This is a genomic window from Borborobacter arsenicus (genome assembly GCF_003934165.1).
Taxonomy (GTDB): Bacteria; Pseudomonadota; Alphaproteobacteria; order Rhizobiales; family Rhizobiaceae; genus Pseudaminobacter; species Pseudaminobacter arsenicus.
Genome location: NZ_RKST01000006.1, coordinates 99,488 through 125,598 on the forward strand (window position 1 = coordinate 99,488; position 26,111 = coordinate 125,598).

At 63.4% G+C, this 26,111-nt stretch carries 29 protein-coding genes, 1 tRNA gene and 1 pseudogene; 14 read left to right on the forward strand and 17 right to left on the reverse strand.

The annotated features are described in order from the left end of the window. Positions 1 to 69: 69 nt before the first annotated feature. The 6 genes and pseudogenes from EET67_RS11170 to rplU form a co-directional block, all read right to left on the reverse strand. Complete coding sequence (locus tag EET67_RS11170) at positions 70 to 1,356, reverse strand: glutamate-5-semialdehyde dehydrogenase (RefSeq protein WP_128626259.1); 1,287 nt, start codon at positions 1,354 to 1,356, stop codon at positions 70 to 72. Positions 1,357 to 1,365: 9 nt separating this feature from the next. Continuing rightward, on the reverse strand, positions 1,366 to 2,505 hold the full coding sequence (gene proB, locus EET67_RS11175; RefSeq protein ID WP_128626466.1) for a glutamate 5-kinase: 1,140 nt from the start codon (positions 2,503 to 2,505) through the stop codon (positions 1,366 to 1,368). An 81-nt stretch (positions 2,506 to 2,586) separates the two neighbouring features. Further along, positions 2,587 to 3,621 (reverse strand): GTPase ObgE, encoded by a 1,035-nt coding sequence (obgE, locus tag EET67_RS11180; protein WP_128626260.1) that lies wholly within the window; start codon positions 3,619 to 3,621, stop codon positions 2,587 to 2,589. 179 nt (positions 3,622 to 3,800) lie between these two features. After that, positions 3,801 to 4,388: a GNAT family N-acetyltransferase gene (locus tag EET67_RS11185; RefSeq protein ID WP_165899869.1), complete on the reverse strand. Its 588-nt coding sequence runs from the start codon at positions 4,386 to 4,388 to the stop codon at positions 3,801 to 3,803. Between the two features lie 118 nt (positions 4,389 to 4,506). After that, positions 4,507 to 4,776, reverse strand: a complete 270-nt coding sequence (rpmA, locus tag EET67_RS11190) for a 50S ribosomal protein L27 (protein ID WP_128626262.1) — start codon at positions 4,774 to 4,776, stop codon at positions 4,507 to 4,509. 33 nt (positions 4,777 to 4,809) lie between these two features. Beyond that, positions 4,810 to 5,205 (reverse strand): annotated as a pseudogene (gene rplU, locus EET67_RS11195) (50S ribosomal protein L21); the annotation flags it as partial. A 252-nt stretch (positions 5,206 to 5,457) separates the two neighbouring features. On the opposite strand from rplU, the gene EET67_RS11200 reads away from it, so the two are divergent. Then, a tRNA-Ser gene (locus EET67_RS11200) sits at positions 5,458 to 5,547 on the forward strand. 170 nt (positions 5,548 to 5,717) lie between these two features. On the opposite strand, the gene phnF is transcribed toward EET67_RS11200, so the two are convergent. Beyond that, positions 5,718 to 6,467 (reverse strand): phosphonate metabolism transcriptional regulator PhnF, encoded by a 750-nt coding sequence (gene phnF / locus EET67_RS11205; RefSeq protein WP_128626264.1) that lies wholly within the window; start codon positions 6,465 to 6,467, stop codon positions 5,718 to 5,720. A gap of 105 nt (positions 6,468 to 6,572) precedes the next feature. Between phnF and phnG the strand changes: the two genes are divergently transcribed. From phnG to EET67_RS11260, 11 genes are all read left to right on the forward strand, one after another. Then, the gene (phnG, locus tag EET67_RS11210; RefSeq protein ID WP_128626265.1) at positions 6,573 to 7,028 is read left to right on the forward strand and encodes a phosphonate C-P lyase system protein PhnG; all 456 of its coding nucleotides are present in this window, start codon (positions 6,573 to 6,575) and stop codon (positions 7,026 to 7,028) included. Beyond that, positions 7,028 to 7,645 carry a phosphonate C-P lyase system protein PhnH gene (phnH, locus tag EET67_RS11215; protein WP_128626266.1) on the forward strand — a complete coding sequence of 206 codons (618 nt, stop codon included), beginning with the start codon at positions 7,028 to 7,030 and terminating at the stop codon, positions 7,643 to 7,645. The genes phnG and phnH overlap by 1 nt, the downstream gene beginning before the upstream one ends. A 2-nt stretch (positions 7,646 to 7,647) precedes the next feature. Continuing rightward, entirely contained in the window at positions 7,648 to 8,757 is a 1,110-nt protein-coding gene (locus EET67_RS11220; protein WP_128626267.1) for a carbon-phosphorus lyase complex subunit, read from the forward strand. Between the two features lie 5 nt (positions 8,758 to 8,762). Next, entirely contained in the window at positions 8,763 to 9,644 is an 882-nt protein-coding gene (locus tag EET67_RS11225; protein WP_128626467.1) for an alpha-D-ribose 1-methylphosphonate 5-phosphate C-P-lyase PhnJ, read from the forward strand. Further along, positions 9,641 to 10,453: a phosphonate C-P lyase system protein PhnK gene (phnK, locus tag EET67_RS11230; protein ID WP_128626268.1), complete on the forward strand. Its 813-nt coding sequence runs from the start codon at positions 9,641 to 9,643 to the stop codon at positions 10,451 to 10,453. The genes EET67_RS11225 and phnK overlap by 4 nt, the downstream gene beginning before the upstream one ends. Positions 10,454 to 10,463: 10 nt before the next feature. After that, positions 10,464 to 11,174: a phosphonate C-P lyase system protein PhnL gene (phnL, locus tag EET67_RS11235; protein ID WP_128626269.1), complete on the forward strand. Its 711-nt coding sequence runs from the start codon at positions 10,464 to 10,466 to the stop codon at positions 11,172 to 11,174. Next, positions 11,174 to 11,875, forward strand: coding sequence for a DapH/DapD/GlmU-related protein (locus EET67_RS11240; protein WP_128626270.1), 702 nt, complete (start codon positions 11,174 to 11,176; stop codon positions 11,873 to 11,875). The genes phnL and EET67_RS11240 overlap by 1 nt, the downstream gene beginning before the upstream one ends. Positions 11,876 to 11,978: 103 nt before the next feature. Further along, the gene (phnC, locus tag EET67_RS11245) at positions 11,979 to 12,818 is read left to right on the forward strand and encodes a phosphonate ABC transporter ATP-binding protein (RefSeq protein ID WP_128626271.1); all 840 of its coding nucleotides are present in this window, start codon (positions 11,979 to 11,981) and stop codon (positions 12,816 to 12,818) included. Positions 12,819 to 12,845: 27 nt separating this feature from the next. Then, positions 12,846 to 13,835, forward strand: a complete 990-nt coding sequence (phnD, locus tag EET67_RS11250; protein WP_128626272.1) for a phosphonate ABC transporter substrate-binding protein — start codon at positions 12,846 to 12,848, stop codon at positions 13,833 to 13,835. A gap of 77 nt (positions 13,836 to 13,912) precedes the next feature. Further along, positions 13,913 to 14,731 (forward strand): phosphonate ABC transporter, permease protein PhnE, encoded by an 819-nt coding sequence (gene phnE / locus EET67_RS11255; protein WP_128626273.1) that lies wholly within the window; start codon positions 13,913 to 13,915, stop codon positions 14,729 to 14,731. A gap of 135 nt (positions 14,732 to 14,866) precedes the next feature. Further along, positions 14,867 to 16,006: an alpha-D-ribose 1-methylphosphonate 5-triphosphate diphosphatase gene (locus tag EET67_RS11260; protein ID WP_128626468.1), complete on the forward strand. Its 1,140-nt coding sequence runs from the start codon at positions 14,867 to 14,869 to the stop codon at positions 16,004 to 16,006. Between the two features lie 139 nt (positions 16,007 to 16,145). On the opposite strand, the gene EET67_RS11265 is transcribed toward EET67_RS11260, so the two are convergent. Next, positions 16,146 to 16,592 (reverse strand): VOC family protein, encoded by a 447-nt coding sequence (locus EET67_RS11265; RefSeq protein WP_128626274.1) that lies wholly within the window; start codon positions 16,590 to 16,592, stop codon positions 16,146 to 16,148. A 155-nt stretch (positions 16,593 to 16,747) separates the two neighbouring features. On the opposite strand from EET67_RS11265, the gene EET67_RS11270 reads away from it, so the two are divergent. After that, complete coding sequence (locus tag EET67_RS11270; RefSeq protein ID WP_128626469.1) at positions 16,748 to 17,218, forward strand: MarR family winged helix-turn-helix transcriptional regulator; 471 nt, start codon at positions 16,748 to 16,750, stop codon at positions 17,216 to 17,218. 70 nt (positions 17,219 to 17,288) lie between these two features. Here the strand turns inward: EET67_RS11270 and msrA are convergent, their stop codons facing one another. The 7 genes from msrA to EET67_RS11305 form a co-directional block, all read right to left on the reverse strand. Continuing rightward, the gene (msrA, locus tag EET67_RS11275; protein ID WP_128626275.1) at positions 17,289 to 17,903 is read right to left on the reverse strand and encodes a peptide-methionine (S)-S-oxide reductase MsrA; all 615 of its coding nucleotides are present in this window, start codon (positions 17,901 to 17,903) and stop codon (positions 17,289 to 17,291) included. 122 nt (positions 17,904 to 18,025) lie between these two features. Then, positions 18,026 to 18,661: a YceH family protein gene (locus EET67_RS11280; protein ID WP_128626276.1), complete on the reverse strand. Its 636-nt coding sequence runs from the start codon at positions 18,659 to 18,661 to the stop codon at positions 18,026 to 18,028. 175 nt (positions 18,662 to 18,836) lie between these two features. Then, positions 18,837 to 19,616, reverse strand: a complete 780-nt coding sequence (locus tag EET67_RS11285) for a succinate dehydrogenase iron-sulfur subunit (protein ID WP_128626277.1) — start codon at positions 19,614 to 19,616, stop codon at positions 18,837 to 18,839. Positions 19,617 to 19,633: 17 nt separating this feature from the next. Continuing rightward, positions 19,634 to 21,478, reverse strand: coding sequence for a succinate dehydrogenase flavoprotein subunit (sdhA, locus tag EET67_RS11290; protein WP_128626278.1), 1,845 nt, complete (start codon positions 21,476 to 21,478; stop codon positions 19,634 to 19,636). A 2-nt stretch (positions 21,479 to 21,480) separates the two neighbouring features. Beyond that, on the reverse strand, positions 21,481 to 21,864 hold the full coding sequence (gene sdhD, locus EET67_RS11295; protein ID WP_128626279.1) for a succinate dehydrogenase, hydrophobic membrane anchor protein: 384 nt from the start codon (positions 21,862 to 21,864) through the stop codon (positions 21,481 to 21,483). A 2-nt stretch (positions 21,865 to 21,866) separates the two neighbouring features. After that, positions 21,867 to 22,271, reverse strand: a complete 405-nt coding sequence (sdhC, locus tag EET67_RS11300) for a succinate dehydrogenase, cytochrome b556 subunit (RefSeq protein ID WP_128626280.1) — start codon at positions 22,269 to 22,271, stop codon at positions 21,867 to 21,869. Between the two features lie 271 nt (positions 22,272 to 22,542). Beyond that, positions 22,543 to 22,890, reverse strand: a complete 348-nt coding sequence (locus EET67_RS11305) for a hypothetical protein (protein ID WP_128626281.1) — start codon at positions 22,888 to 22,890, stop codon at positions 22,543 to 22,545. A gap of 219 nt (positions 22,891 to 23,109) precedes the next feature. On the opposite strand from EET67_RS11305, the gene EET67_RS11310 reads away from it, so the two are divergent. Beyond that, on the forward strand, positions 23,110 to 23,457 hold the full coding sequence (locus tag EET67_RS11310) for a hypothetical protein (RefSeq protein ID WP_128626282.1): 348 nt from the start codon (positions 23,110 to 23,112) through the stop codon (positions 23,455 to 23,457). 48 nt (positions 23,458 to 23,505) lie between these two features. Here EET67_RS11310 and EET67_RS11315 read toward each other — a convergent pair whose 3' ends face one another. Both EET67_RS11315 and EET67_RS11320 read right to left on the reverse strand, forming a co-directional pair. Next, entirely contained in the window at positions 23,506 to 24,702 is a 1,197-nt protein-coding gene (locus EET67_RS11315) for a GGDEF domain-containing protein (protein WP_128626283.1), read from the reverse strand. A gap of 129 nt (positions 24,703 to 24,831) precedes the next feature. Then, on the reverse strand, positions 24,832 to 25,998 hold the full coding sequence (locus tag EET67_RS11320) for a GGDEF domain-containing protein (protein WP_128626284.1): 1,167 nt from the start codon (positions 25,996 to 25,998) through the stop codon (positions 24,832 to 24,834). Positions 25,999 to 26,111: the final 113 nt, after the last annotated feature.

Below are 26,111 nucleotides of genomic sequence, written 5' to 3' on the forward strand. Positions count from 1 at the left end.
CGACCCCGCCAAACATGACTGACAGTTACCCCCCTCGGGCAGCGGCGACGGCCTTGCGCTAAGCGACACTCAAGGCCGCACCTGGCCCGCGCCGCGCACGCGGTACTTGAACGAGGTGAGCTGTTCGACGCCGACCGGCCCGCGCGCATGCATCTTGCCGGTGGCGATGCCGATCTCCGCCCCCATGCCGAACTCGCCGCCATCGGCGAACTGCGTGGAGGCGTTGTGCAGCAGGATGGCCGAATCAATCTCGTTGAAGAAGCGTTCGACCGCTTGTGCCTCCTCGGCAATGATTGCCTCGGTGTGGTGCGAGGAGTGGGTCTCGATATGCTCGATCGCACCGCCCACGCCATCGACCAGCCGCACGGCGATCACCGCATCGAGATATTCGGTGATCCAGTCGGCATCGGTTGCCAGGCGCGCGGCAGGAAACGCCTTCACGACTTCCGCATCGCCGCGGATTTCGCAGCCGGCCTTGGCCAAAGCCTCCAGCACGGGAACGAGATGCGTGGGCGCAACCGCGCGATCGACCAGCAGCGTCTCGGCCGCGCCGCAAATGCCGGTGCGCCGCATCTTGGCGTTGAGCGTTACCTCGACCGCCATATCGAGCCGTGCCGATCTGTCGATATAGACATGGCAGATGCCTTCCAGATGCGCAAAGACCGGGACGCGCGCCTCGGTCTGTACGCGTTCGACCAGGCTGCGGCCGCCACGTGGGATGATGACGTCGAGATTGCCCGAAAGCCCCTTGAGCATTTCGCCGACAGCCGCCCGGTCCGCGGTCGGCACAAGCTGGATGGAGTCCCGCGGCAGGCCGGCCGCAACCAGACCTTCGACCAGGCAGGCATGGATGGCGGCAGACGAATTAAGCGAATCCGAGCCGCCACGCAGGATGACCGGATTGCCCGCCTTGAGGCAGAGCGCGCCGGCATCGGCAGTGACGTTGGGTCGGCTTTCATAGATGACGCCGATGACGCCGAGTGGCGTGCGCACCCGCTCTATATGCAGGCCGTTGGGCCGGTCCCAGGCAGCCGTGACCTGGCCGACGGGATCGTCAAGATCGGCGATGGCACGGATGCCCTCGGCAATGGCGTGGATGCGTTTGGAATCGAGTTTCAACCGGTCCAGAAAGGAGGAGCCGAGTCCGGCTTCCCCACCATTCTTCATGTCGATTTCATTGGCGGCCAGGATCGCCTGTTCGTTGCCGACGACCGCATCGGCCATGGCAAGCAGGGCGTCGCGCTTGACCTGTGGGGCGGCAATGGCCAGCGGGCGGGCGGCGGCGCGCGCCTTGCGGCCGATCCCGGCCATCAGGGCAATAGTGTCGTCACGTGATTTCTCGGGCATTGTCAGCATGCTACTTCCCTAGAGCCGGGCCTTCTCGGCGACCCCATTGTGGCTCACCACCAGATCGTCACGATGGATCATAGCCGAGCGCCCCTCATAGCCAAGCACGGAGGCGATTTGATTGGTCTTCAACCCCGCAATCCTTACGGCATCGGCGGCATCATAGGCAACGAGGCCCCGCGCGATCTCGCGGCCGGCCGGATCGATGATCGCCACCGTATCGCCGCGCGAAAAATTGCCGCTGACCAGCTTCACGCCGGCCGGCAGCAGTGATTTGCCCGACAGCAGCGCCCCGACGGCGCCGGCATCGACCACAAGCTGCCCAGCCGCTTCGAGCTGGCCGGCAATCCAGGTCTTGTAGCCCTTCACCGGATGGTCGCTGGGCTTGAAGAAGCTGGCGCGTTCGCCGCGATCTATGGCGGCGAGCGGATTGAGCCGGGTGCCGGAGGTGATGATCATGGCGGTGCCGGCGGCGGTGGCGATCTTGCCGGCGTCGAGCTTGGTGCGCATGCCGCCACGCGACAGTTCCGACGCCGCCGCACCGGCCATCGCCTCGATATCGGGCGTGATCGTGTCGATGACCGGAATGAACTCGGCCGACGGATCGAGCGCCGGCGGGGCGGTGTAGAGCCCGTCTATGTCCGACAGCAGCACCAAAAGGTCCGCGCCCATCATGGTGGCTATGCGCGCGGCGAGCCGGTCATTGTCGCCATAGCGGATCTCGGATGTGGCGACCGTGTCGTTCTCATTGATGACCGGCACCGCCTTCAGCTTGAGCAGCGTGGAGATGGTTGCGCGCACATTGAGATAACGCCGGCGCTCCTCGGTGTCGCCGAGCGTCACCAGCACCTGGCCGGATTTCAGCCCGTTACGGCCAAGCTCGTCGGACCATGCGCCGGCAAGGGCAATCTGGCCGACTGCGGCACAGGCTTGGCTTTCCTCCAGCTTTAGCGTGCGCCGGCCAAGGCCGAGAATGGTGCGGCCGAGCGCAATCGCGCCCGACGATACCACCAGCACTTCCACGCCTTCCAACGCAAGGGCTGCGACATCATCGGCCAGTGAGGCCAGCCATTCGCGCTTCAGGCCTCGGGTTCGGTCAACCAGCAGGGCCGAGCCGATCTTCACCGCGATACGGCGGTGGGATTTCAGGGAGTGCAGGCTCATGACCGGGCCTCAATCGCCTCAGCTTCGCGACGAGAACAAGCAAGATTGAATTCAAACATCACATGCAATCCCGGATCACCTCACCCACCGCTCGTCGGGCTCGGCCGGTGTCTCTTCTTCGCGCGCCGCCTCGACTTCGGCCATCAGGGCGCGCAGCACGGCCTCCACCCCCTCGCCGCTGACCGCGGAGAGGAGGAATACCGGGCCGCCGGCAGCGCGCTTGAGCGCGGCAAGCTTCTTCTTGCGCTGTTCCGGGTCAAGCGTATCGACCTGGCTCAGCGCCACCACTTCCGGCTTGTCGGCAAGGCCGTTTCCATAGGCCTCGAGTTCGCCGCGCACGGTCTTGTAGGCCTTGGCAGGGCTTTCCTCCTGCGCGGAAACCAGATGCAGGAGCACCCGCGTGCGCTCGATATGGCCGAGGAAGCGGTCGCCTATGCCCACGCCCTCATGCGCACCTTCGATGAGGCCCGGAATATCGGCGATGACGAATTCGCGGGCATCGATGCGGGCGACGCCAAGGCCCGGATAGAGAGTGGTGAAGGGATAATCGGCGATCTTCGGCTTGGCCGCCGTGACTGCCGCCAGGAAGGTCGACTTGCCGGCATTGGGCAGGCCGACCAGCCCGGCATCGGCGATGAGTTTCAGCCGCAGCCAGATCGTCATCTCCTGCCCCGACAGGCCGGGATTGGCGCGGCGCGGAGCCTGGTTGGTCGCGGTCTTGAAATGCTGGTTGCCGAAGCCGCCATTGCCGCCCGCCGCCAAGCGGAAGCGCTGGCCGACCTCGGTGAGGTCGCAGATCAGCGTCTCATTGTCTTCCTCATAGACCTGGGTGCCGACCGGCACCTTCAGCGTCACATCGGCGCCCTTGGCGCCGGTGCGGTTGCGGCCCATGCCGTGCACGCCGGTCTTGGCGCGGAAATGCTGCTGGTAGCGATAATCGATCAGCGTGTTCAGCCCATCGACCGCCTCAACGAAGACATCTCCGCCGCGCCCGCCGTCGCCGCCGTCCGGTCCGCCGAATTCAATGAACTTCTCGCGGCGGAAGGAGACGCTGCCGGCGCCCCCGTCGCCTGAGCGTATGTAGACTTTGGCCTGGTCGAGAAATTTCATCGGAACAAGGATTTCGCTGCTGTGGATTTCGTGGCGTGCCTGAAGCGTCCCCGCTTTCGGCCCGATGCTTTAGCGCAAAGTGCGGCCAAGCGCGAGGGAGGCTTCGGTTGTTGCGCAAAACAGGCGAAGCGGACCACCAGCCGACTGCGATGCAGCGGCAGATGGTCCCAAGTCGCCGGTTACTGTGCCCAGGTGCGCAGGCTGACCCAGGTCTTGCGGTCGAGCCGGTAGCGCTCGACCGGAACCTGGCCGGCCACGATCGAATTCAGCATGCCCTGGCCGGCATACTGAAAGCCGCATTTGTGGATCACCCGCCGCGACGGTGGATTGATGACCCGGCAGGACGCATGCAGCACATTGATCGAGGTTGCCCGGAAGGCGAGATCGACCAGCGCATGGGCTGCTTCCGTCGCATAGCCGCGCTTCCAGTAAGGCTCGCCGACCCAGTAGCCCAATTCCAGCCCGCGCTCGGTGGCGTTGAGGCCGGCACAGCCTACGAAAGTGCCGGTTTCGGCCTGCGTCAGCGCATAGATGCAGCCGGCGACACGCTTTTGCCCGGCCATGGCCAGAAACGAGCGCGCCTCGGCAATGCCATAGGGGTGCGGCATGCGCGACAGCATTTCGGCAACCTTGCGGTTGTTGGCCATCATCGCCAGGTCAGCGATGTCGTCCTCATGCGGCGGGCGCATGACCAGACGCTCGGTGATCAGCACCGGGCAATCGATCGCCAAGCTTTCGTCATCAAAATCTTCCGATTCGGCAACCATTTCGTGTCCTCCAGGCAAGAAAAAGGGGAGATGGCGACCCATCTCCCCTGATGCTTTTTCTGGATTCTGCCAGACACCGGTCCCGAGATGGGGCGCCGGTGTTGTGGTGCGGAACCGGCTACTCCGCTGCTTCGGTAATCGGGTTGACCGATACGTAGGTTCGGCCATTGGCTTTTTTGCGGAAAGCGACCGCGCCGGCTTCCATTGCAAAGAGCGTGTGATCGGTGCCCATGCCGACATTGGCGCCGGGATGCCACTTGGTGCCGCGTTGGCGAATGATGATGTTGCCCGGGACGACTGCTTCGCCGCCGAACTTCTTGACGCCAAGGCGCTTGGATTCCGAATCACGACCGTTGCGCGACGAACCGCCAGCTTTCTTATGTGCCATGGGTTTTCTCCTTCAGTCCGTAGCTTATTCGTTTTCCGCGCCGGCGGCCACCGTCTTCGGCTCCGTCTCGGCTGCGGCTTCCTTCTTGGCGGCGGCCTTCTTCGCCGGCTTCGCCCCTGCGGTCAGGATCTCGGCGATGCGCACGGTGGTTTCGTGCTGCCGGTGACCGCGGGTACGGCGTGAATTCTGGCGGCGGCGCTTCTTGAACGCGATGACCGTGGCGCCGCGGCCCTGCTCGACCACTTCGGCCGTGACCACCACGCCTTCCACGAAGGGCGCGCCGATGGTGGCATTCTCGCCTTCGCCAACAGCCAGAACCTGGGTGAATTCCACCGTATCGCCGGCATTGGCAACAAGCTTGCCGATCTTGAGAACATCATTGGCGGCAACGCGATACTGCTTGCCACCGGTCTTAATGACTGCGAACATTTTTTGCCTTTCGCTGTTCGGTCCGGCCTTTCGTCCGCAAGAATGCGGGCTGGCCGTCTTTTTATCAGTCTGCGGGGTTTCAAAATACGACCGGCGCGGAACAGACCCCACGCCGGAATTGTGCCGTGCCTATCGCAGCTAAGCGAACGAGTCAAGCCGAGGCGCAAATAACGTGTCGGGGAGGTCTTGTAACCTGGCCCGTCAGCCAGTATCTAGAGCGCCGCGCCGGCAAAACCCGGCTGACCACGACACGGAGAGGTGGCAGAGTGGTCGAATGCACCGCACTCGAAATGCGGCATGCTCGCAAGGGCATCGGGGGTTCGAATCCCTCCCTCTCCGCCAGCGCTGTAGCCGCAAGCCGGACTTCCGTGGTCACAACAGTGTTGAGGTGACCTGCAATTCGTACAGCGTACGGTTTGAGCAGGCGTATTCCCGATATTATCGCTGCAAGAAAGCTCGGATCGCTTACCCATAATGGTGAGTTTGTGACCCGAAGCGGGCTCCATCCGGCATCACTTGCCGCCGAGGGCCATAGTGTCGACCACCAGTTCCACTCGATCAGCGGCAAAGCGCGTCACCGAGCACTGCACGGGTCGCCCGGACAGATCACAGTTCACGGCGCGCGTGACGATCACGATGGCACCGGGCGCCAGTTGCAGTTCGCGCGTATCGGCTTCCTCGGCATGGCGTGCCTCGATCGAGGTCGAGGCACGGCGATAATCGGCAACGCCTAACCCCGCAAGCGCCGCCGTCATGGAGCCGGTGCTGGAGAAGAGTTCGGCGATGCCCTCGAAGCGATCCGCCTCGAACCAGGATGTCGATCGGGACACAGGAATGCCGTCGGCCCTGCCGAGACTTTCGATGCGGACTACCCCGGTCCCCGTCGCAAGATCGAGCGCCGCCGTGACCCATGCGGCTGCCGACTCGTTCGCCGTGCCGATCATTTCACTGCGCGTATCGCGCGCCTGGTCGCCGAGCCCAGCGGAGAACCGCGTCCGCTCGCCGATCGGATAGATGAGACGCTTCCTGCGCCGCACATAGGTTCCGCGCCCCTGCTGCGACTCCAGGACGCCTTCATGCGCGAGCGCGGCGATGGCCGCGCGCACCGTATGGCGGTTGACCCCGAAGCGTTCCGCCAACTCTGCTTCCGGCGGCAGCCGGCCGGTCTCATCGGCAAGCCCATTGGCGATCCCGGCTCTTATGCCGTCCGCAATCTGCCGCCACAGGGCAACGCCGAGGCCTCGCTGCAATCGCGCCGTCATTGGTTCAGCCTCTTTTCCGATCCTGTCATGTGCCCGTCATCCGGCGCAGCTATGGTGACCTCAATTCATAGAGTTGTCTAGATAAATGGACAATATGGAGCAAATATGCAGACCCATGAAGAGATCGCCTTGCGCAGGAGCCGGATGTCCGTGCTGGCGCGAGCCAGGACCAGCCGGCTGCAGGAATTGTGGGCTGCTCTCGACCTTGCGCCCTCCTATCAGGCCTTGCGCGGTCCGGAATGCGGCCTGATCACCTTGCAGGGTCGTATTGGTGGCGGCGGCGAAGCCTTCAATTTCGGCGAAGCGACGGTCACTCGGGCGAGCGTCCGGCTGGAGGACGGGTCGGTCGGCCATGCGGTTGCCCTTGGCCGGGACATGGACAAGGCCCGCATTGCCGCGCTGGTCGACGCGGTCTGCCGCAAGCCGGAGATGGCGACGCTTGTGGATGCCCGGATGATTGCGCCGTTGCAGCAAGAACTCGATGAAGCGGACGAGACGCTGCGCCAGCTGACGGCCGCCACCCGTGTCGACTTTTTCACCATGGTTCGCGGAGAAGACTGATGCGTAACGAGTCAACGGCGCTGGACGGCGGATTTTCCGCTCCCGTGCAGGATGCACAGGCCGTCTTCCGCGCAGTGATGGACGCGATGGCGCGGCCGGCGACCATCGTCGAAATCAGGCCCCCGGTCACACCGCCGGCACCGCTGCCGCCGATCATCGGCGCGATCGCATCCACGCTGCTGGATGCGGACACTCCGATCTGGCTGGACCCGACGCTCGGCCAAAGCCCGGAGGTAGGCGAATGGCTGGTCTTCCACACCGGTGCGTCGTTCACCGATCAACCCGGCGAAGCTTCCTTCGCCTTGATCGGCGACGGTTCAGCCTTTCCCGATCTGGACACCTTTGCGCAAGGCACACAGGAATATCCTGATCGGTCGGCGACGCTGGTCATCGCCATCGAAGCGTTCGACGGCGGCACGCCGCTCTGCTTGCGCGGCCCGGGCATCCTGGACAGGGCGACGATCGCCCCGCGCGGCCTGCCCAAGGACTTCGCCGAGCAATGGGAAGAAAACACCCAGCGCTTCCCACGCGGGGTCGACCTAGTGCTTGCCACCGGCGATTCCCTCGTCTGCCTGCCGCGCACCGCGCGCCTGATCGCACGGGAAATGGAGGTCTAGCCATGTATGTCGCAGTCAAGGGTGGCGAAGCCGCAATCGACAATGCGCACCGGCTGCTGGCCGATCGCCGCCGGGGTGACCGCTCCGTTCCGGCGCTCACACTCGACCAGATCACCGAGCAGTTCGCCCTCGGCGTCGACCGAGTCATGAGCGAAGGCTCGCTCTACGACCGGCGGCTGGCGGCACTCGCCATCAAGCAGGCCCGCGGCGACCTGATCGAGGCGATCTTCCTAGTGCGCGCCTATCGCACCACACTGCCGCGCTTCGGCTACAGCGAACCCGTCGATACCGGCGCAATGCTGATCGAGCGGCGCATCTCGGCCTGCTTCAAGGATTTGCCGGGCGGCCAGCTTCTCGGACCTACTTTCGACTACACGCATCGCCTGCTGGACGAGGAACTCGACGGCGATCCGCAGATCGCGATCGGTGAGAGGCGAGAATCTCTCACTGACGCGGCAGCGCGGGTGGCCGACATTCTCGGCGGGGAAGGGCTGGTCGAGGAGGATGTTGATCCGGCGGGGCAGTCCGCGCCCGGCGACATCAACCACACGCCGAGCGAATTCCCGATGTCGCGGGCGATGCGCCTGCAGAGCCTGTCGCGTGGCGACGAAGGTTTCCTGCTCGCCCTCGGCTATTCCACACAGCGCGGCTATGGGCGCTCGCATCCCTTTGCCGGCGAAATCCGCATCGGCGAGGTCGAGATGGAAATCATCGTCCCGGAACTCGGCTTCGCCGTGCCGCTCGGCCGCATCCAGGTGACCGAATGCCAGATGGTCAACCAGTTCAAGGGATCGGCCAAGGCGCCGCCGCAGTTCACGCGCGGCTACGGGCTGGTCTTCGGCCAGTCGGAGCGCAAGGCGATGGCGATGTCATTGTGCGACCGGGCGATGCGCGCCGAGGAACTGGGCGAGGACGTCGTCGCGCCGCCGCAGGACCAGGAATTCGTCATCTCCCATTGCGACAACGTGCAGGCGACGGGTTTCGTCGAGCACCTGAAGCTGCCGCATTATGTCGACTTCCAGGCCGAACTCGGCCTCGTGCGCACCATGCGTGCGGAATACGCCCAGCGCGAAAGCACATTTCAGACCGACCTGCAGGAGGCTGCGGAATGAATGCGATGAGCCGCAACGCCACATACAATTTCGCCTATCTGGACGAGCAGACGAAGCGCATGATCCGCCGCGCGATCCTCAAGGCGATCGCCATCCCGGGCTACCAGGTTCCCTTCGCCAGCCGCGAGATGCCGATGCCCTACGGCTGGGGCACGGGCGGGGTGCAGGTGACGGCCGCAATACTGGGGCCGGACGATGTGCTCAAGGTGATCGACCAGGGCGCCGACGACACGACCAATGCGGTCTCGATCCGCAAGTTCTTCGAGCGCGTGGCTGGGATCGAGACGACCACCCACACGGCTGAAGCGACCATCATCCAGACACGGCATCGCATCCCGGAAGCGCCGCTCGCCGAGGGCCAGGTGCTCGTCTACCAGGTGCCGATCCCGGAGCCGCTGCGCTTCCTCGAGCCGCGCGAGACCGAGACGCGCAAGATGCACGCGCTCGAGGAATACGGGCTGATGCACGTCAAACTCTATGAGGACATCGCCAAGAACGGCCATATTGCCACCACCTATGCCTATCCTGTGAAGGTCGAGGGACGCTACGTGATGGACCCCTCGCCGACGCCGAAATTCGACAATCCGAAGATGCATATGTCGGCGGCGCTGCAACTGTTCGGCGCGGGCCGCGAGAAGCGCATCTATGCGCTGCCCCCGCATACAGAGGTAGTGAGCCTCGATTTCGAGGATCACCCGTTCGAGGTCCAGCGTTTCGACCGGCCATGCGCGCTATGCGGGGCCGAGCAGGTCTATCTGGACGAAATCGTGCTCGATGACCGCGGTGGGCGGATGTTCGTCTGCTCCGACACCGACCATTGCGAGACGCGACGCGCCGAAGGCCACCGTGGCGAGTTGGGCGGCGAATTGAGCGGAGAGGCAAAATGACGATCGCACTTCGAAATGCGGACGTGTTCGCCGCCGAGGATCTGCCGCTACTTTGCGTGCGCGGCCTGACCAGGACCTATGGAACACGAATCGGCTGCGCTGAGGTCGATCTCGACGTGTGGCCCGGCGAAGTGCTGGCGATCGTCGGGGAGTCCGGCTCCGGCAAATCGACGCTGCTCAACTGCATATCGGCCCGTCTGGAACCGACTTCGGGTACGGTCTGCTACCGGATGCGCGATGGCGAGATGCGCGATCTCTATCGCCTGCAGGAAGCGGAGCGCCGTCTGTTGCTGCGCACCGATTGGGGCTTCGTCCACCAGAACCCCGCCGACGGGCTGCGCATGACGGTGTCGGCCGGCGCCAATGTCGGCGAGCGGCTCATGGCCGTCGGCGACCGTCATTATGGCAGGATCCGAGAAACGGCGACGGACTGGCTCGGCCGCGTGGAAATCAGCGCCGACCGCATCGACGACCAGCCGCGCGCCTTTTCCGGCGGCATGCGCCAACGCCTGCAGATCGCGCGCAATCTCGTCACCGGACCGCGCCTGGTCTTCATGGATGAGCCGACCGGCGGCTTGGACGTGTCGGTGCAGGCACGCCTGCTCGACCTGTTGCGCGGCCTCGTCAATGATCTCGGCCTTGCCGTCATCATCGTCACCCACGATCTCGCCGTGGCGCGTCTCCTGTCGCATCGCATGATCGTCATGAAGGACGGAAACGTCATCGAGCATGGCCTGACGGACCGTCTGCTGGACGACCCGCAGGCGCCCTACACGCAACTCCTCGTCTCCTCCATCCTCCAGGTCTGAGGTCCAAGCCGTGCAAACTCCCGCTCTCACCGTGACCGGCCTCGGCAAGACATTCACCATGCATCTGCGTGGCGGCATCCAACTGCCGGTGGTCGCCAATACCCGCTTCGCCCTGCACGCCGGCACCTGCACCGTACTGGGCGGCCCCTCCGGCGCAGGCAAAAGCTCTGTCCTGAAGATGCTCTATGGAAACTACGGCACAAGCGCCGGCCGCATTCTCGTCAGCCATCGCGGCCGCGAGGTCGACCTGGCCGCCGCCGGCCCCCGCACGATCCTGGAACTGCGCCGCGAGACAATCGGCTATGTCAGTCAGTTCCTGCGCGTCGTGCCACGCATCGGCGCGCTCGACATCGTTGCCGAACCGCTGGTCGAGCGCGGCGCGGACCGCGTGGAAGCTGCCCGGCGTGCGGGTGAGTTGCTGAGCCGGGTCAACCTGCCCGAACGCCTGTGGGAACTGCCGCCCGCCACCTTCTCGGGCGGCGAACAGCAGCGCGTCAACATCGCGCGCGGCTTCATCACGGACCACCCGATCCTGCTCCTCGACGAACCCACCGCCTCGCTTGACGCCGCCAATCGCGACGTGGTGGTCGAAATGATCGCCGAGAAGAAGCGGGCCGGCGTCGCCTTGCTCGGCATCTTCCACGATACCGAAATCCGCAATGCGGTTGCCGACGTCACCATCGACGTGACCGGCTTTTCGCCAGCCAGGAAGGCGGCCTGATCATGGCGCGCCTGTCTGAAACGCCGGTCGTTCATCCAACTGCCCAGCTCGAGAACTGCCGTCTCGGGCGCTACACCGAGGTGGCGGAAGGGGGCCGGCTCGTCGAGACGGAACTGGGCGACTATTCCTACGTCATGGAAAACTGCCAGGCCTGGTGTGTCACCATAGGCAAGTTTTGCAATATCGCCGCATCGGTGCGCATCAACGCCACCCATCATCCGATGTCGCGGGCGACACTGCACCATTTCACCTATCGCGCCTCCGACTATTTCGACGACGCCGAGCACGAATCGGATTTCTTTGCCGCCCGCCGCGCCAAACGAGTCCGCATTGGGCACGATAGCTGGATCGGCCATGGCGTCACGATTCTGCCCGGCGTGACGATCGGCGACGGTGCGGTGGTCGGTGCCGGCGCCGTGGTCACGAGGGACGTCGCGCCCTACACGATCGTCGCGGGCGTGCCGGCGCGGGTCGTGCGCGCGCGGTTTCCGGCAGCGACCGGGCAGCGCCTGCAAGCGCTCGCCTGGTGGGACTGGCCGCATGAACGGCTGCGCGCCGCACTCGACGATTTCCGCAATCTCGGCATCGAGGATTTCCTCGAGCGCCACGAAGCCACTGCATGGCCTGTGGAAGCCGTGAACAGTCATCGAACTGACATTCACCCGACACCCGACCGTCATGTGCCGGGACTAAATCCATGAGGACCATGAGCACCGTCGCCCGCATGCGCAGCGAGGGCAACATGGCGTGGGCGGACGGCAACCCGATCCGCCGAGCTTTCAGCAAACTGGAAGGACCAATGCCATGACGGCCATCTCCGTCCGCAATCTGTCCAAGAGCTTCGGCAAGAAGCGCGCGCTGGACGATGTCAGCCTTGAAGTCCAATGTGGCGAGATGGTCGCCCTGATCGGCGCCTCCGGTTCCGGCAAGAGCACGCTCATCCGCCACATATGCGGCCTGGAGATCGCCCAGGCCGGGCAGAGCAGGATCGAGGTCCTGGGTGGCGCGATCCAGGACGGCGGCCGCCTCGCGGCAAAGGCCCGGGACATGCGCCGCAACATCGGCGTCGTCTTCCAGCAGTTCAATCTCGTTGGCCGCATGTCGGTGCTGTCCAACGTCCTGCTCGGCAATCTCGGCCGCATCCCGATGTGGCGCGGTACGCTCGGCCTCTTTACCGCCGAGGAGAAGAAGGCTGCGCGCGAGGCGCTTGCCCGCGTCGGCATACCGGAAGTCGCCTGGCAGCGGGCGTCGACCTTGTCCGGCGGCCAGCAGCAGCGCGCGGCAATCGCCCGAACGCTCATACAGCGCTCCAACATCCTGCTCGCCGACGAGCCGATCGCCTCGCTCGATCCGTCATCGGCCCGGCGGGTCATGGAAATCCTCGCCGCGGTCAACCGCGACGAAAAGATCACCTGCGTCGTCTCGCTCCATCAGGTCGAATATGCGAGGCGCTACTGCGCACGCACCATCGCCTTGCGCGACGGCCGCATCGTTTTCGATGGCCCGTCCTCAGAGCTGACCAACCAGATGCTCATCGAACTCTACGGAGACAACTCCGAAGAGCTGATTTTGCCGGACGCACCGGTGCAGACGGCAAAACCGAAACGCATGCCGAAACCCGGAAATGTTCCGGCCTTCGCGTAACTCCAACCACAAGCAGGGAAGCTTGCCATGAACCTATTCCTCAAGGGCACCGCCGCCGCCGTTCTGGCGTTCACATTGTCCGGCACCGCCATGGCCGAAGAGATCAACTTCGGCATCATCTCCACCGAATCGCAGCAGAACCTGAAACCGAAATGGGACCCGCTGCTCGCCGACTTCGCCAAGGCCACCGGCCTGGACGTGAAGCCGTTCTTCGCCTCCGACTATGCCGGCGTGATCGAAGGCATGCGCTTCGGCAAGGTCCAGATGGCCTGGTATGGCAACAAGTCGGCGATGGAAGCCGTCGACCGCGCCGAAGGCGAGGTATTCGCCCAGACCGTTCCCTCCAGCGGCGAGCCGGGCTACTATTCGCTGATCCTCGCGCCCAAGGACAGCAAGCTGAATTCGGTCGAGGATCTGCTGAAATGCGACCAGTCGCTCAATTTCGGCCTCGGCGACCCGAATTCGACCTCGGGCTATCTGGTGCCCATGACCTTCGTCTTCTCGGCCAACAAGATCGACCCGAAGAGCTGCTTCAAGAACCTCACCAATGCCAACCACGAGACCAATGCCATGGCTGTCGTCAACGGCCAGGTCGATGCCGCCGCCAACAATACCGAGAATTTGGCGCTGATTGAAAAGAACCAGCCCGCCGCATTCGAGAAAGTCAAGGTGATCTGGAAGTCGCCGCTGATCCCGTCCGATCCGCTGGTCTGGCGCAAGGACCTGTCGGACGACGCCAAGGCCAAGATCAGGGACTTCTTCCTGACCTACGGCACCGACAAATCAAAGGGCGACGTCGCCCATGAGAAGGACGTGCTGGCCGGCCTCGAATGGGCTCCCTTCCGAGCCTCCTCCGACGACCAGCTTCTGCCGATCCGCGTGATGGAGCTGACCAAGACGATCGCGCAGATCGAGGCCGACGCCTCGCTCTCCGACGCCGACAAGAAGGCAAAGGTCGAGCCGCTCGAAAAGCAGAAGGCCGAGTACGAGGCCAAGCTGAAGACCATTCAGGGCTGACCGCCCCCAAATCCGACCCAGCATAAATTGCCGGCTGCCATTGGGTGGCAGCCGGCGCATTTTCCAGGACACTACCCATGGACCAGACCGCCAAGATCGCGTCCGTTGCCTCCGCTCGCCCCGAAGTGGAACGAGAATGGTCCCGCAGCCTGGGGACCTGGGCCACATGGGTTGCGCTCCTTATCCTGCTCGTCTGGAGCTGGGCTCCGGCCGAGATGTCCCGCTGGACGTATCTGTTCAGCGACGCCGGCAACATGGCGGAATATGCCAGCGGCTTCCTGCGGCCCGATTTCTCGCAATGGCGCTACTACATCGAGGAAATGCTGATCACGATCCAGATCGCGCTGTGGGGAACCTTCCTCGCCGCGGTCTTCGCAGTGCCCTTCGGCATCCTCTCGGCCCGCAATCTCGCTCCCTGGTACGTCGTGCAGCCGGTGCGCCGCGTCATGGACGCCTGCCGCTCGATCCATGAGTTGGTCTTTGCCGTGCTTTTCGTCGTCGCCGTGGGCCTCGGCCCGTTCGCCGGCGTGATGGCGCTGTTCATCCACACCACCGGCATTCTGGCCAAGCTCTTCTCCGAGGCGGTGGAGGCGATCGACGCGCGACCCGTGGAGGCAATCCGCGCCACCGGCGCCTCGCGTCTGCAGGAGATCATCTTCGGCGTGGTGCCGCAGGTCATGCCGCTGTGGACGTCCTACGCGCTCTACCGTTTCGAATCCAATGTCCGCGCCGCCACCGTGCTCGGCGTCATCGGCGCCGGCGGCATCGGCCAGGTGCTGTTCGAGGCCATACGCGGTTTCTACTACCCGCAGGCGTCGGCGATGCTGATCATCATGCTGATCACCGTGTCGCTGCTCGACTTGCTTTCGCAACGCCTGCGCAAGCTGTTCCTATGATGCGCTGCGCCGTCTGCCTCACAGCTTCACCCGACAAGACGCTGGCGCGGGCGGCCCGGCCTGAGCTCGGCGCCGATTTCACCGTTCATTCAAGCCACCGTTTCGGCAAGGCCGATACGAGAAAGTATGCCTGACATGCCGCAGGAAACCATTCTGACCAATGCCCGGATTGTCCTCGAAGACGAGATCGTCCGTGGCTCCATCGTCATGCGTGACGGTCTTGTCTCAGCCATAGACGCAGGTAGCACCGCCGGCGGCGAGGACATGGACGGCGACTACCTGATCCCAGGGCTGGTCGAACTCCACACCGACCATCTGGAGCAGCACTACAGCCCTCGCCCCGGAGTGGTATGGGACAGCATAGCCGCCCTGCAGGCACATGACGCGCAGGTCGCAGCGTCGGGAATAACCACGGTGTTCGATTGCCTGCGGCTCGGTTCGGACGAGAATGCCGGCTTCAAGCGCGGCGAGATGCGCGCCATTGCCGACGCCATCGCGGCCGCCCAGAGCGAGGATCGGTTGCGCGCCGACCACCTGATCCATCTGCGCTGCGAGGTTTCATCCGCAGACGTGCTCGATCATTTCGAGGACTTCACCGCCGATCCCCAGGTCAGGCTGGCATCGCTGATGGACCACGCGCCCGGCCAGCGCCAGTTCCAGACCCTTGACGCCTACACGATCTACTACAAGAAGAAATGCGGCCTGTCGGACGTCGAGTTCGAGCGCTTTGTCGCCCGCCGCATCGAGGAGTCGGGACGCTATGCCGCTCCGCATCGCCGCGCGATCGCCGATGCCTGTGCCGAACGCGGCATCGCAGTGGCAAGCCATGACGACGCCACCGTCGAACATGTCGAGGAATCGAAAGGCTTCGGCGTGCGTCTGGCCGAGTTCCCGACCAGCATAGAAGCGGCCAGGGCCTCGCATGAAGCCGGCATGGCGGTGCTGATGGGCGCCCCCAATATCGTGCGCGGCAAATCCCATTCGAGAAATATCTCCGCAAGGACGCTGGCCGACGCCCACGTGCTGGACGTGCTGTCGTCCGACTATGTGCCGTTCAGCCTGATCCATGCGCCGTTCGTGCTGGCCGATGACGACGGCGGCATGTCCCTGCCGGAGAGCGTTAGGCTGGTGACCGCCAATCCCGCCGAAGCGGTGGGCTTAAGCGATCGTGGCCGCATCGCCACCGGCCTGCGCGCGGATCTGGTGCGCGTGCGGCGGCCGGCGGGCGTTCCCATCGTCCGCGCGGTATGGCGCGAGGGTGGCCGCGTCGTCTGAAATTGCTGAGCTTCAGCAGAAGACAGCGGCCGCCACACTGCCCGGATGCCCGGTGCAAAGGTCATACCCCAAGGACGTGGCGGCGCCGCGGCGCCGGCTTCAGGTTGCATTCTTCTGGCGGTGTTTTCGGCGCACGGCATCAGCCCTGCGACGGCTTCCAGTCACCTGAAGGAACAACGTTGATCATCCACGGTATGCCGAACCTGTCGATCAGGGAGCCGAAGCCGGGGGACCAGAAGGTCTCGCCGAAGGGCATCACCGCCTTGCCACCTTCGGACAGTTGGTCGAACCAGCGTTGAGCCTGTGCCTTGTCTTCGGTGTGCAGGGTGACGTCGAAGCCGTTTTTCGGTTTATCGACGTTGGGCGCCCAGCCGACATCCATGTCCGCGCCCATCAGAGCCTGGTCGCCGACCTCGAGCCAGCAGTGCATCAACCAGGTCTTGTACTTCTCACCTGTGATCGGCATGTCCGGAGGCGCGTCACCATAGGGCATGGCGGCGGTGATTTTCCCGCCCAGAATCTTGGCATAGAGCTCGAACGCCTCGCGGCACTGGCCTTGGAAACTGAGGCTGGTCACGATCTTCATGGTCGTCGTCTCCTTATCTCTTCGGTGGCATCACGCGACATCAAGCTGCCAAGGCACGCCTAGGCAGTGGGCGACCCCGCGGTTGTCGATGCGATTGACCTCTCCCCACTTATGTTGATATCAACGTAAGAAATCCATGGATGTCAACCTTTCAGATGCACGCTCCTGCCAACCTCGCCTTCGAAACCACCCTTCTGGTGCGCGACACCTGCATGTGCCTGCATATGCAGAGGGCGGCGCGCGCGCTTGCACGCCGTTTCGATGTCGCGCTAAAGCCCGCCGGCATCACCAGCGGCCAGTTCTCTCTCCTTATGTCGCTCAATAGGCCGAAGCCTCCTAACCTCGGAAGCGTTGCGGCACTACTGGCGATGGACAGGACGACCTTGACCGCAAATCTCAAGCCGCTCGAGCGTCGCGGCCTCATCGTGACGGCACCCGACCCGACGGACGGGCGTGCCCGACTGCTGCAACTGACGCCAGCCGGTCGGACGGTTCTGACCGGGGCGCTGCCGATCTGGCGGCGTCTCCATGCGGTGATCGAAACGGCACTGTCAGACCCGGATCGTCTGCGCTCTGAACTGCAACTGCTCTCGATAGCTGACAATCAGGGTGACATCGCCGGATAGTGTCAGGAACAATGTGCAGACGGGCTGGCCAGCCGCCAAGTGAACAATCGGCGCCGGTTAGGGCCAGGATTCAGTGGGCGGCAATGCCCTGACGGGCGGCGCTGCCCCACACTTCTTCCAGCCGCGCGTCGCGGCCGCAGGCATAGCGGTAATATTTGTAGCGCAGCGGATTCTTCCGATAGTAATCCTGATGATAATCCTCGGCCGGCCAGAAGGAAGGTGCGGGCGCAATCTCGGTCGCGACAGGCTTCTTCAGCACAGCCGCAACCGCCGCCTCGGATTTCCGTGCTTCGGCGAGCTGTTGCATATCGACCGCATAGATGGCGGTGGTGTAGCTGTGGCCGCGGTCGCAGAACTGGCCGCCGCCATCGGTCGGGTCGACCGAATGCCAGAACACGTCGAGCAGCTGATCGTAGCTGACCTTGGCATCGTCGAATTCGATCCTCACCGCCTCGCGATGACCGGCTGCCGTATGGTCCTCATAGGTCGGATTTTGCGATGTCCCGCCGATATAGCCGGAGGTGGTGGAGATCACGCCCGGCACCGAGTCGAAATCCGATTCCACGCACCAGAAACAGCCGCCGGCAAAGATCGCCGTCTGCGACTTGGAAAGTGCTGCACCTGCCGGCAACATAAGCGCGGCGGCAAGCGTGAATGTGCTCAGGGTGACGGCCTTGCGAAGCATGGAAAAATCCTCCTGCGGCAAGACCTAACCGACCCGCAAAAACTTTCAAAATCAAGCTGGAACACGCTCGCGTGATTTAGGCGTGCCACGAAATGCTCCAGAGCTGATCTTCGACCCTAAGCTCAGGCGCTCAGCGCATCCAGGCGTGCGCGCAAGACGGCGACTTCTTCCTCCAGCGCCTCGATCCGGGTGACAAGATCCGATGCCGGCTGGGAAGCTGTGCCGCGCTGAGCTGCAAGTGCGGCAACATCGACCGCCCCACTCAAGAGATGGGCGTAGCGGTCCTCGCGCTGGCCAGGACCGCGCCCGACCTCTTGCACCAGCGCCGGGCGCTTGCCGATCAGCATGTCAAGCTCGCCGCGAAGGTCGTCCACGGACGGAAACCGCGCCATGCGCTCGCTGCGCGCCAGAAGCTCATTGGCCGTCTGCGGCCCGCGCAGCAGAAGCAGGCCCAGAATGGCGATTTGCTGCGAAGTCAGTGAAAAGCGCTGCGCGGCAAGATGCTCGTAGCGCTCGACCCGCGAACCGAAGACCTGGCGCACCAGTTGCTTCTGTTCCAGCAGCTTCAGCGCCCGGTGCACCTCCATCTGTTCCAGGACCATGACCGGCTCACGGGCCGTCTTCTGGTTGGCGGCGGCATGGGCGGCGTTGAGCGTGAGCGGATAGACGTCGGGCGTCAGCTCCTTCTTCTCGATCAGGCAGCCAAGCACGCGGGCTTCGGAGGGGGTGAGGACGGGGAGATCGGTTGTAGCTTCCATGCCGCAGCTATTGGCACAAAACAACCGGCGCAACAACATTCCCGCAAACCAGTCCGGAATTCCCGACCGGCCTACGGAAAGGACAATTCTCCGTCAAAAGAAAAGAGCGCGACGACGTTTGGTCGGCGCGCTCCGATGGTTCGAAGTCAGGCGTTGGTCCGCAAGGGGGGAAGGGCTAAACCCTTCGCTCCACCATCATCTTCTTGATCTCGGCGATCGCCTTGGCCGGATTGAGGCCCTTGGGGCAGGTCTGCGCGCAATTCATGATGGTGTGGCAGCGATAGAGCCGGAACGGATCTTCCAGATTGTCGAGCCGCTCGCCGGTCGCCTCGTCGCGTGAGTCGATCAGCCAGCGATAGGCCTGCAGTAGCACCGCCGGTCCGAGATAGCGGTCGCCGTTCCACCAATAGCTCGGGCAGGAGGTGGAGCAGCAGGCGCACAGGATGCACTCATAGAGGCCGTCGAGTTTGGCGCGGTCGTCATGGCTTTGCAGCCATTCCTTGGCCGGCTCCGGCGACACCGTCTTCAGCCACGGCTCGATCGAGGCATGCTGGGCGTAGAAATTGGTGAGGTCCGGAACGAGGTCCTTGACCACCGGCATATGCGGCAACGGATAGATCTTCACCGCGCCGGAAATGTCGTCGCAGCCCTTGGTGCAGGCGAGCGTGTTGGAGCCGTCGATATTCATCGCGCAGGAGCCGCAAATGCCTTCGCGGCAGGAGCGGCGCAGCGTCAGCGTCGGGTCGATCTTGTTTTTGATCCAGAGCAGTGCGTCGAGCACCATCGGCCCGCAATCGTCCATGTCGACGAAATAGGTGTCGATGCTCGGATTCTCGTCATCGTCCGGCGACCAGCGATAGATGCGGTATTCGCGCAGATTGGTCGCGCCTTCCGGCTTCGGCCAGGTTTTTCCCTGCTTGATCTGGGAATTCTTGGGAAGTGCGAGTTCGACCATCTCTGCTCAGTCCTCGATCAATATACCCGCGCCTTGGGCGCGATCTTGGCCCGGCTGATGCCGCCTTCTTCTTCGCTCAGCAGCGGCTCGGTATGAACCGGGCGATAGCTCAGCGTGACGGTGCCGTCCTCGGCCAGATGGGCCAATGTATGCTTGCGCCAATTGGCGTCGTCGCGCTCGGAGAAGTCCTCGCGCGCATGCGCCCCGCGGCTTTCCTTGCGGGCCTCGGCGCCGTAGACGGTGGTGATGGCGTTGGCCATCAGGTTCTCCAGCTCCAGCGTCTCCACCAGGTCGGAATTCCAGATCATCGAGCGGTCGAAGACCTTGAGGTCCTTCAACTCGCCCCAGATCGCCGACACGCGCTTGCATCCCTCCTCGAGGGTTTCCTGGGTACGGAAGACGGCGGCGTCTTCCTGCATGGCGCGCTGCATTTTCTCACGCAGCACGGCAGTCGGCGTGCCACCATCGGCATGGCGCAGCCGGTCGAAGCGATCCATGATCTTGTCGACCGCCTTTTCGTTGATCGCCGGGATCGGTGCCGCACGGTCGATCACCTCGCCAGCGCGGATGGCGGCGGCACGACCGAACACGACCAGGTCGATCAGCGAGTTGGAGCCGAGCCGGTTGGCGCCGTGGACGGACGCGCAGCCCGCTTCGCCCACCGCCATCAGGCCAGGCTGGACGCGGTCGGGATCGTCGGTGGTCGGATTGAGAACCTCGCCCCAGTAATTGGTGGGGACGCCGCCCATATTGTAGTGCACGGTCGGCAACACCGGGATCGGCTCGCGGGTGACGTCGACGCCGGCGAAGATCTTGGCCGATTCGGAGATGCCCGGCAGGCGTTCATGCAGCACGGCCGGGTCGAGATGGTCGAGATGCAGGAAGATGTGATCCTTGTTCTTGCCCACGCCCCGGCCTTCACGGATTTCCATCGTCATGCAGCGCGAAACCACGTCGCGCGAGGCAAGGTCCTTGGCCGACGGCGCGTAGCGCTCCATGAAGCGCTCGCCCTCGGAGTTGACGAGATAGCCGCCTTCGCCGCGCGCGCCCTCGGTGATGAGGCAGCCCGCTCCATAGATGCCGGTCGGGTGGAACTGCACGAACTCCATGTCCTGCAGCGCAAGGCCGGCACGCGCGGCCATGCCGCCGCCATCGCCCGTGCAGGTATGCGCGGAGGTGGCGGAGAAATAGGAGCGGCCATAGCCGCCCGTCGCCAGCACGACCATCTTGGCCGAGAAGCGGTGAATGGTGCCGTCATCGAGGTTCCAGGCGACGACGCCGGTGCATACGCCATCCGTCATGATGAGGTCGAGCGCGAAATATTCGATGAAGAACTGCGCATTGTGCTTCAGCGACTGGCCGTAAAGCGTATGCAGGATCGCGTGTCCGGTCCGGTCGGCGGCTGCGCAGGTGCGCTGCACGGGCGGACCGTCGCCGAAATTCTGCATGTGGCCGCCGAAGGGCCGCTGATAGATCCGGCCTTCCTCGGTGCGCGAGAAGGGAACGCCGTAATGCTCCAGTTCGTAGACGGCCGCAGGCGCCTGGCGCACCATATATTCCATGGCGTCCATGTCGCCGAGCCAGTCGGAGCCCTTGACGGTGTCATACATATGCCACTGCCAATTGTCCGGCCCCATATTGGACAGCGAGGCGGCAATGCCGCCTTGCGCGGCGACCGTGTGCGAGCGGGTCGGGAAGACCTTGGTGATACAGGCTGTCTTCAACCCCTGCTCGGCCATGCCGAGGGTGGCGCGAAGGCCCGATCCACCGGCCCCGACGACCACGACGTCGAATTTGTGATCGACGAAGGTGTAGCCTTTGCCGGCCGAGGCAGAACGCGTTCCAGTTTGATCCTTGGCCACTGTCAGCCCCCGAATACCAGTTTGAGCAGCGCGAAAATCGAAGCAAAACCGACCACGACGCTAAAGAACGTGTTGAGCATGATCAACGTGACCCTGGCGCCATGGCCATGGACATAGTCCTCGATGATGACCTGCATGCCGAGCCGCATGTGATAGAGGCCGGAGAACAGGACCAGGGACAAGATCAGTGCCACGAAGGGGTTCGACAGCACCGACCGCACCTGGGCGTAGTCGGCGCCGTTGAGCGAAATCAGCAGCCCGACAAAGAACAGGACGAGCGGAATATTGGCCACCGCCGTCAGGCGCTGGCGCCAGAAATGCTCCGTGCCTTCCTTGGCCGAACCGAGGCCGCGGACCTTGCCGAGAGGGGTGCGCATATCGTTCATCTTCATGCCCCCCGCGCCATATAGCCGGCAATCCAGATGAGCACGGTCAACGCGACGGAGGCGACGAGGGTCGCCCAGCCGATCTTGCTGGCGGTGTGCTTTTCAAGCCCGGCACCGGTATCCCAGACCAGATGGCGCACGCCACCCGCCAGATGATGCATCAGCGCCCATGTGTATCCGAACAGAACCAGCCGGCCGAACCAGGAGCCGAAAATGCCATTGACGAAATCGAAATACTGCTCGGACACCGCCGCGGCGATCAGCCACCAGGCAACCAGCAGCGTGCCGAAATAAAGCGCTCCGCCGGTGATGCGATGCAGGATCGACATCGTCATGGTGATCGGCGGCTTGTAGATGGTCAGATGGGGCGAGAGCGGCCTCGCCCGGGTGGCTGGTGACTTGCTCATGGCTCCCCTTTCCGGCGCCCGGGATTCCGATGCGCGAAAGCGACTGCCCCTTTTCGGAATACGACTTCGGACAGCCGGCTTCTAATGCTCTTTTCGCACCGCGTCAAAGGCTCAAAGCTGTTTGCATGCATCTATTACGGGAGAGCCGATCCCTTTCAAAGCATGCAATTAGCTTCAAATCGATTGAAGCCGACCTACAATTAGCGGTTGGAGCTTAAGGGAGTTTCAGCCTTAGACGAAAGACTGATCTGTTGCACCGCACACAAGCGAATCAGCGCCTGCAGGTCAGGGGCGTCTTACCGTTTTTCATGTAAAGCGCTTCCTCGCCTTCCAGCACCAGCGCATAGGGCGTCTGGCCGTAGCGGGAGCGTTGCGAGGCGGGTGCAGCCGGCAATTCGACCTGCTCGCCTTCAGGGTCGGTCAGTCGCACGGACGCGCCGAAATTCTCTATCGTCAGGCTCACGCCCGATTCGCATCGATAGGTTGCTTGCGCTGGCTGGACGGCAGCGGTGGCAACCTCACCTCCATCACCCTGCGAAACGCAGGAAGCCAGCAAAACCACGGCCAATAGCAGCGCCGAGTTGCCCGGCAGCCTGCCGAAATCACGTTTATCCGCCATGCGTATCGCTATCCTCGTCGTTCGAAGAATCGCCCCCGCGCAGTTGGACCCGCGATGGAACGCTTCTTTTTGTGGCGATGAAAAGGCGCTCTTAGCGGGCAGCGGCCAAATTAACCATACCGGCTAATTTTTGGACGGCGCACCACACCCCCTCTTAACAAAGGTTAACAAAGCGTTAATTCTTCTCTCGGGAACGTTCCGGTCCAAAGGAGATGGCGCATGCGGTTGGGAAAGCTCGAAACATGGCTCCTGCCGGCGCTCGCGGCCGGTTTCGCCATCGGCCTTGCAGCACCGGCGACGGCAGGCGGTGACCGCGTATATGCAGACAGTTTCGGCAATCTCGTCATCAACAGTGGGGCCGGCTACAAGCGGATCATAGTCGGCCAGGGCCAACAGGCGCGGGAACTGTCGCGATATATGCGAGACCACGATCCGCGGGTCGTCTATCTTGACGAGGCGGAAAAGACAGCTGGTTGCTTTCGCCCACCGGTGCTGGTGAAAGGCCGCAGCTACATGTACGGCTTCGACCAGGGCGTGATCCCGCTCAGGGGCGGCCCCTGCCGGTAACGGTCCAACGACTATATGAAGCGCGCCGCCCTTGCTTGACGCCGCCGATCAGTGCGGCAGCGTCGATATACCGGGCCTTCCAGGCATGGGCGGCGTGAATGCAAGGCGCACGCAGTCGCGGCCATCCTTCTTGGCCTCGTAAAGGGCTTTGTCGGCACGGATCAGGAGTTCCGAAAGCGTTTCACCGGCGGCATATTCAGCCACCCCGAAGCTTGCCGTCACGCGCTGGCTGTCCGGAAGGCCGCTGATCGGCAGGCCGGAAAAGGCGCTGCGGGCGCCTTCGGCAAAAAGCCTGGCCGCCGTTAGATTGGTGCCGGGCAGGATGACTGCGAATTCCTCGCCGCCGATCCGGCCGGCCAAATGGTGCTCGGCAGCCGTGTGCAGAAAGCTTGCAAATCGCTTGATCACGCTGTCGCCCGAGGCATGGCCGAAATTGTCGTTTATCGCCTTGAAGTGGTCGAGGTCGCACAAAACGAGGGCAAGCGGCGTGCCGCGCCTCTCGGCCATGCGCAATGCAATCTCGGCATGATGCTCGAAGCCGCCGCGATTGAACAGGCTCGACAGGGAATCGGTCTCCGACAGGGCAGTGACGCCAGTGAGTATGTCGCGCGCCAGGATGACGAGGAGCAGGAGCGCGATCGCCATTGCGAACACCGTTCCCATCGATTGCGAAAACAGCGCGTAATCGGTGCGGATATATTGCTGCGCGGTGAGGCCGGTGCCGCCCAGAAAGTAAGACAAGAAGGGCTTGCTGAGGAATTGCAGCGAACTGGCCGCAAGCAGCCACATCAGGAGCGTGTCGAGCCTACCTCGCGCCCGCGCCTTCCAGACGATCCAGGCACCTATGGCCTGCATGACGAAATAGGGCGTCTGGTAATACAGCATGCGCGTGAAGGACTGGCGCGGCATGTCCTGGATGGAATAGCAGGCGACGACCGAAACGACGAACACGACACCCAGCAGGCGCCAAGGCACCGGTACATGGTATTTTCGTGCCATGCCGACATTGAACAGGGCCATGGCCACCAGAAAGGTGGCGAAGGAGGCAACGATCGCCAGGCGCGGCGACCCGAAGGTCGCGATGGAGAATTCGACGAGATAGTAGAGCGCGCCGACGGCATAGCAGCAGGCAATCCAGCGCGCCGCCATCTCCTTGCGGTCATAGACAGCAACCAGCGCAAAGGATGCAGACAACAGACCCGCGACGGCCAGATTGATTGCCAGGATGAATCCTCCGCCATTCATGCGTCGCGCGCTCCCTTGTCGGCGGAAACAATCACGTTTCGCCAAAAAAGCGGTTAACGCGCGATTTGCGGGTCGTATTTTTCAGCTGCCAGGCTGATCAATTTTTCGGTTTCGGCGTGACCCTTGCCCTCACGGCCGCAGCGCTGAAGCACTCCGCCCGTTGACATGCTGATGGGCAAGACAGACGCTGTCGCGACCGCCCTTCTTGGCCTTGTAAAGGGCATCGTCGGCGCGGCAGATCAGCCCGGCAAGGTCTTCGCCCATGCCGAGGGCAGCGACGCCGAAACTTGCGGTGACCCTTCCGGGATTTGCCGACAGGCCGAGGATACCGTCCCGCGAGAAGGATGCTCTTACGCCTTCGGCAAAAAGCCGCGCCGTCGCCAGGTCGACAGCCGGCAGGACGACCGCAAACTCCTCGCCCCCGATGCGGGCAACAACGGCGCCCTTGCCGCCTGCGGCACGCAAATGGGCGCCAAAGGCGGAGATCACCCGGTCGCCGACCGAATGGCCATAGGTGTCGTTGATCGCCTTGAAGTGATCGAGATCGGCGAGCACCAGGGCAACCGGCAATCCCTTGCGCACCGACTGATCCAGACAGAGCAGCGCCTCACCCTCGAAGCCGCGGCGATTGAGCAGTCCCGACAATGGGTCGGTGTGGGATTCGGTCTGCAACTCCTCAAAAACGTCCATCGCGATGCCGGTGACGAGGCAAAGGGTGATCAGCACCGAGAAAAGCACCGCTGAGAAATTCAGGAACACCCAGGATGCGGACGTGTAGAAATCCGAATAGCTTTCGTCATAGGAACCATCGAGCCAGACGGTGATGATAGGGCGGATAAGGAAATTGAACCCGCCCAGGATCGCCACCACCATCAGGGCGCGGTCGGCAAGCTGGTTGCGTACCGATGCGCGCAATTCGGCCGCCACCACGAAGGCCACCGCCGCGAAGGTGAAATTGACGGCGAAGAGGCGCTTGATCAGGCTCGGATCGACAAACATGAACCATGATAGGGCCGCCATGCCAACCAGCACCAGGCCGCCAAGGACGGGCCATGGCACCTGCCGGCCCTGACGCGCGATCATCGCCGTCGACAGGCCGAGCACGGCCACCGCAAACAGCGAATTGGCGAGGAATTTGGTGCCCAGAAGGCCAATTGGCAAAGTCACATAATGGAGCAGGAAACCGCCGCCAACGGCCAGGTAGGAGAGGCAGAGGATCAGAATATATTTGCGCTGGCGCTGATAGGTCCAAAGCACGAAGAACGCCATCGCCAGGATGGCCGACAGCATCGGCATCAAGAATTCAATGAATAGTTCCCAGCCCAGGATACTGCCCGCTGCTCCGCCCGCGATAGCAGCACACTAGCGCGAAGGGCCAAACAACCGGTTAAGCGGCAGGCCACAATCCG

Coding starts and splice junctions, on each gene's coding strand:
- EET67_RS11260 (WP_128626468.1), top strand. CDS start 14,867: ATGCCGCAGGAAACCATTCTGACCAATGCCCGGATTGTCCTCGAAGAC.
- EET67_RS11310 (WP_128626282.1), top strand. CDS start 23,110: ATGCGGTTGGGAAAGCTCGAAACATGGCTCCTGCCGGCGCTCGCGGCC.
- EET67_RS11225 (WP_128626467.1), top strand. CDS start 8,763: ATGAGCCGCAACGCCACATACAATTTCGCCTATCTGGACGAGCAGACG.
- phnK (WP_128626268.1), top strand. CDS start 9,641: ATGACGATCGCACTTCGAAATGCGGACGTGTTCGCCGCCGAGGATCTG.
- obgE (WP_128626260.1), bottom strand. CDS start 3,621: ATGAAATTTCTCGACCAGGCCAAAGTCTACATACGCTCAGGCGACGGG.
- EET67_RS11185 (WP_165899869.1), bottom strand. CDS start 4,388: ATGGTTGCCGAATCGGAAGATTTTGATGACGAAAGCTTGGCGATCGAT.
- rpmA (WP_128626262.1), bottom strand. CDS start 4,776: ATGGCACATAAGAAAGCTGGCGGTTCGTCGCGCAACGGTCGTGATTCG.
- EET67_RS11220 (WP_128626267.1), top strand. CDS start 7,648: ATGTATGTCGCAGTCAAGGGTGGCGAAGCCGCAATCGACAATGCGCAC.
- EET67_RS11170 (WP_128626259.1), bottom strand. CDS start 1,356: ATGCTGACAATGCCCGAGAAATCACGTGACGACACTATTGCCCTGATG.
- sdhC (WP_128626280.1), bottom strand. CDS start 22,271: ATGAGCAAGTCACCAGCCACCCGGGCGAGGCCGCTCTCGCCCCATCTG.
- EET67_RS11280 (WP_128626276.1), bottom strand. CDS start 18,661: ATGGAAGCTACAACCGATCTCCCCGTCCTCACCCCCTCCGAAGCCCGC.
- msrA (WP_128626275.1), bottom strand. CDS start 17,903: ATGCTTCGCAAGGCCGTCACCCTGAGCACATTCACGCTTGCCGCCGCG.
- phnD (WP_128626272.1), top strand. CDS start 12,846: ATGAACCTATTCCTCAAGGGCACCGCCGCCGCCGTTCTGGCGTTCACA.
- phnC (WP_128626271.1), top strand. CDS start 11,979: ATGACGGCCATCTCCGTCCGCAATCTGTCCAAGAGCTTCGGCAAGAAG.
- EET67_RS11305 (WP_128626281.1), bottom strand. CDS start 22,890: ATGGCGGATAAACGTGATTTCGGCAGGCTGCCGGGCAACTCGGCGCTG.
- EET67_RS11270 (WP_128626469.1), top strand. CDS start 16,748: ATGCACGCTCCTGCCAACCTCGCCTTCGAAACCACCCTTCTGGTGCGC.
- EET67_RS11285 (WP_128626277.1), bottom strand. CDS start 19,616: ATGGTCGAACTCGCACTTCCCAAGAATTCCCAGATCAAGCAGGGAAAA.
- EET67_RS11265 (WP_128626274.1), bottom strand. CDS start 16,592: ATGAAGATCGTGACCAGCCTCAGTTTCCAAGGCCAGTGCCGCGAGGCG.
- phnF (WP_128626264.1), bottom strand. CDS start 6,467: ATGACGGCGCGATTGCAGCGAGGCCTCGGCGTTGCCCTGTGGCGGCAG.
- phnH (WP_128626266.1), top strand. CDS start 7,028: ATGCGTAACGAGTCAACGGCGCTGGACGGCGGATTTTCCGCTCCCGTG.
- EET67_RS11315 (WP_128626283.1), bottom strand. CDS start 24,702: ATGAATGGCGGAGGATTCATCCTGGCAATCAATCTGGCCGTCGCGGGT.
- sdhD (WP_128626279.1), bottom strand. CDS start 21,864: ATGAACGATATGCGCACCCCTCTCGGCAAGGTCCGCGGCCTCGGTTCG.
- phnG (WP_128626265.1), top strand. CDS start 6,573: ATGCAGACCCATGAAGAGATCGCCTTGCGCAGGAGCCGGATGTCCGTG.
- phnE (WP_128626273.1), top strand. CDS start 13,913: ATGGACCAGACCGCCAAGATCGCGTCCGTTGCCTCCGCTCGCCCCGAA.
- EET67_RS11320 (WP_128626284.1), bottom strand. CDS start 25,998: ATGCCGATGCTGTCGGCCATCCTGGCGATGGCGTTCTTCGTGCTTTGG.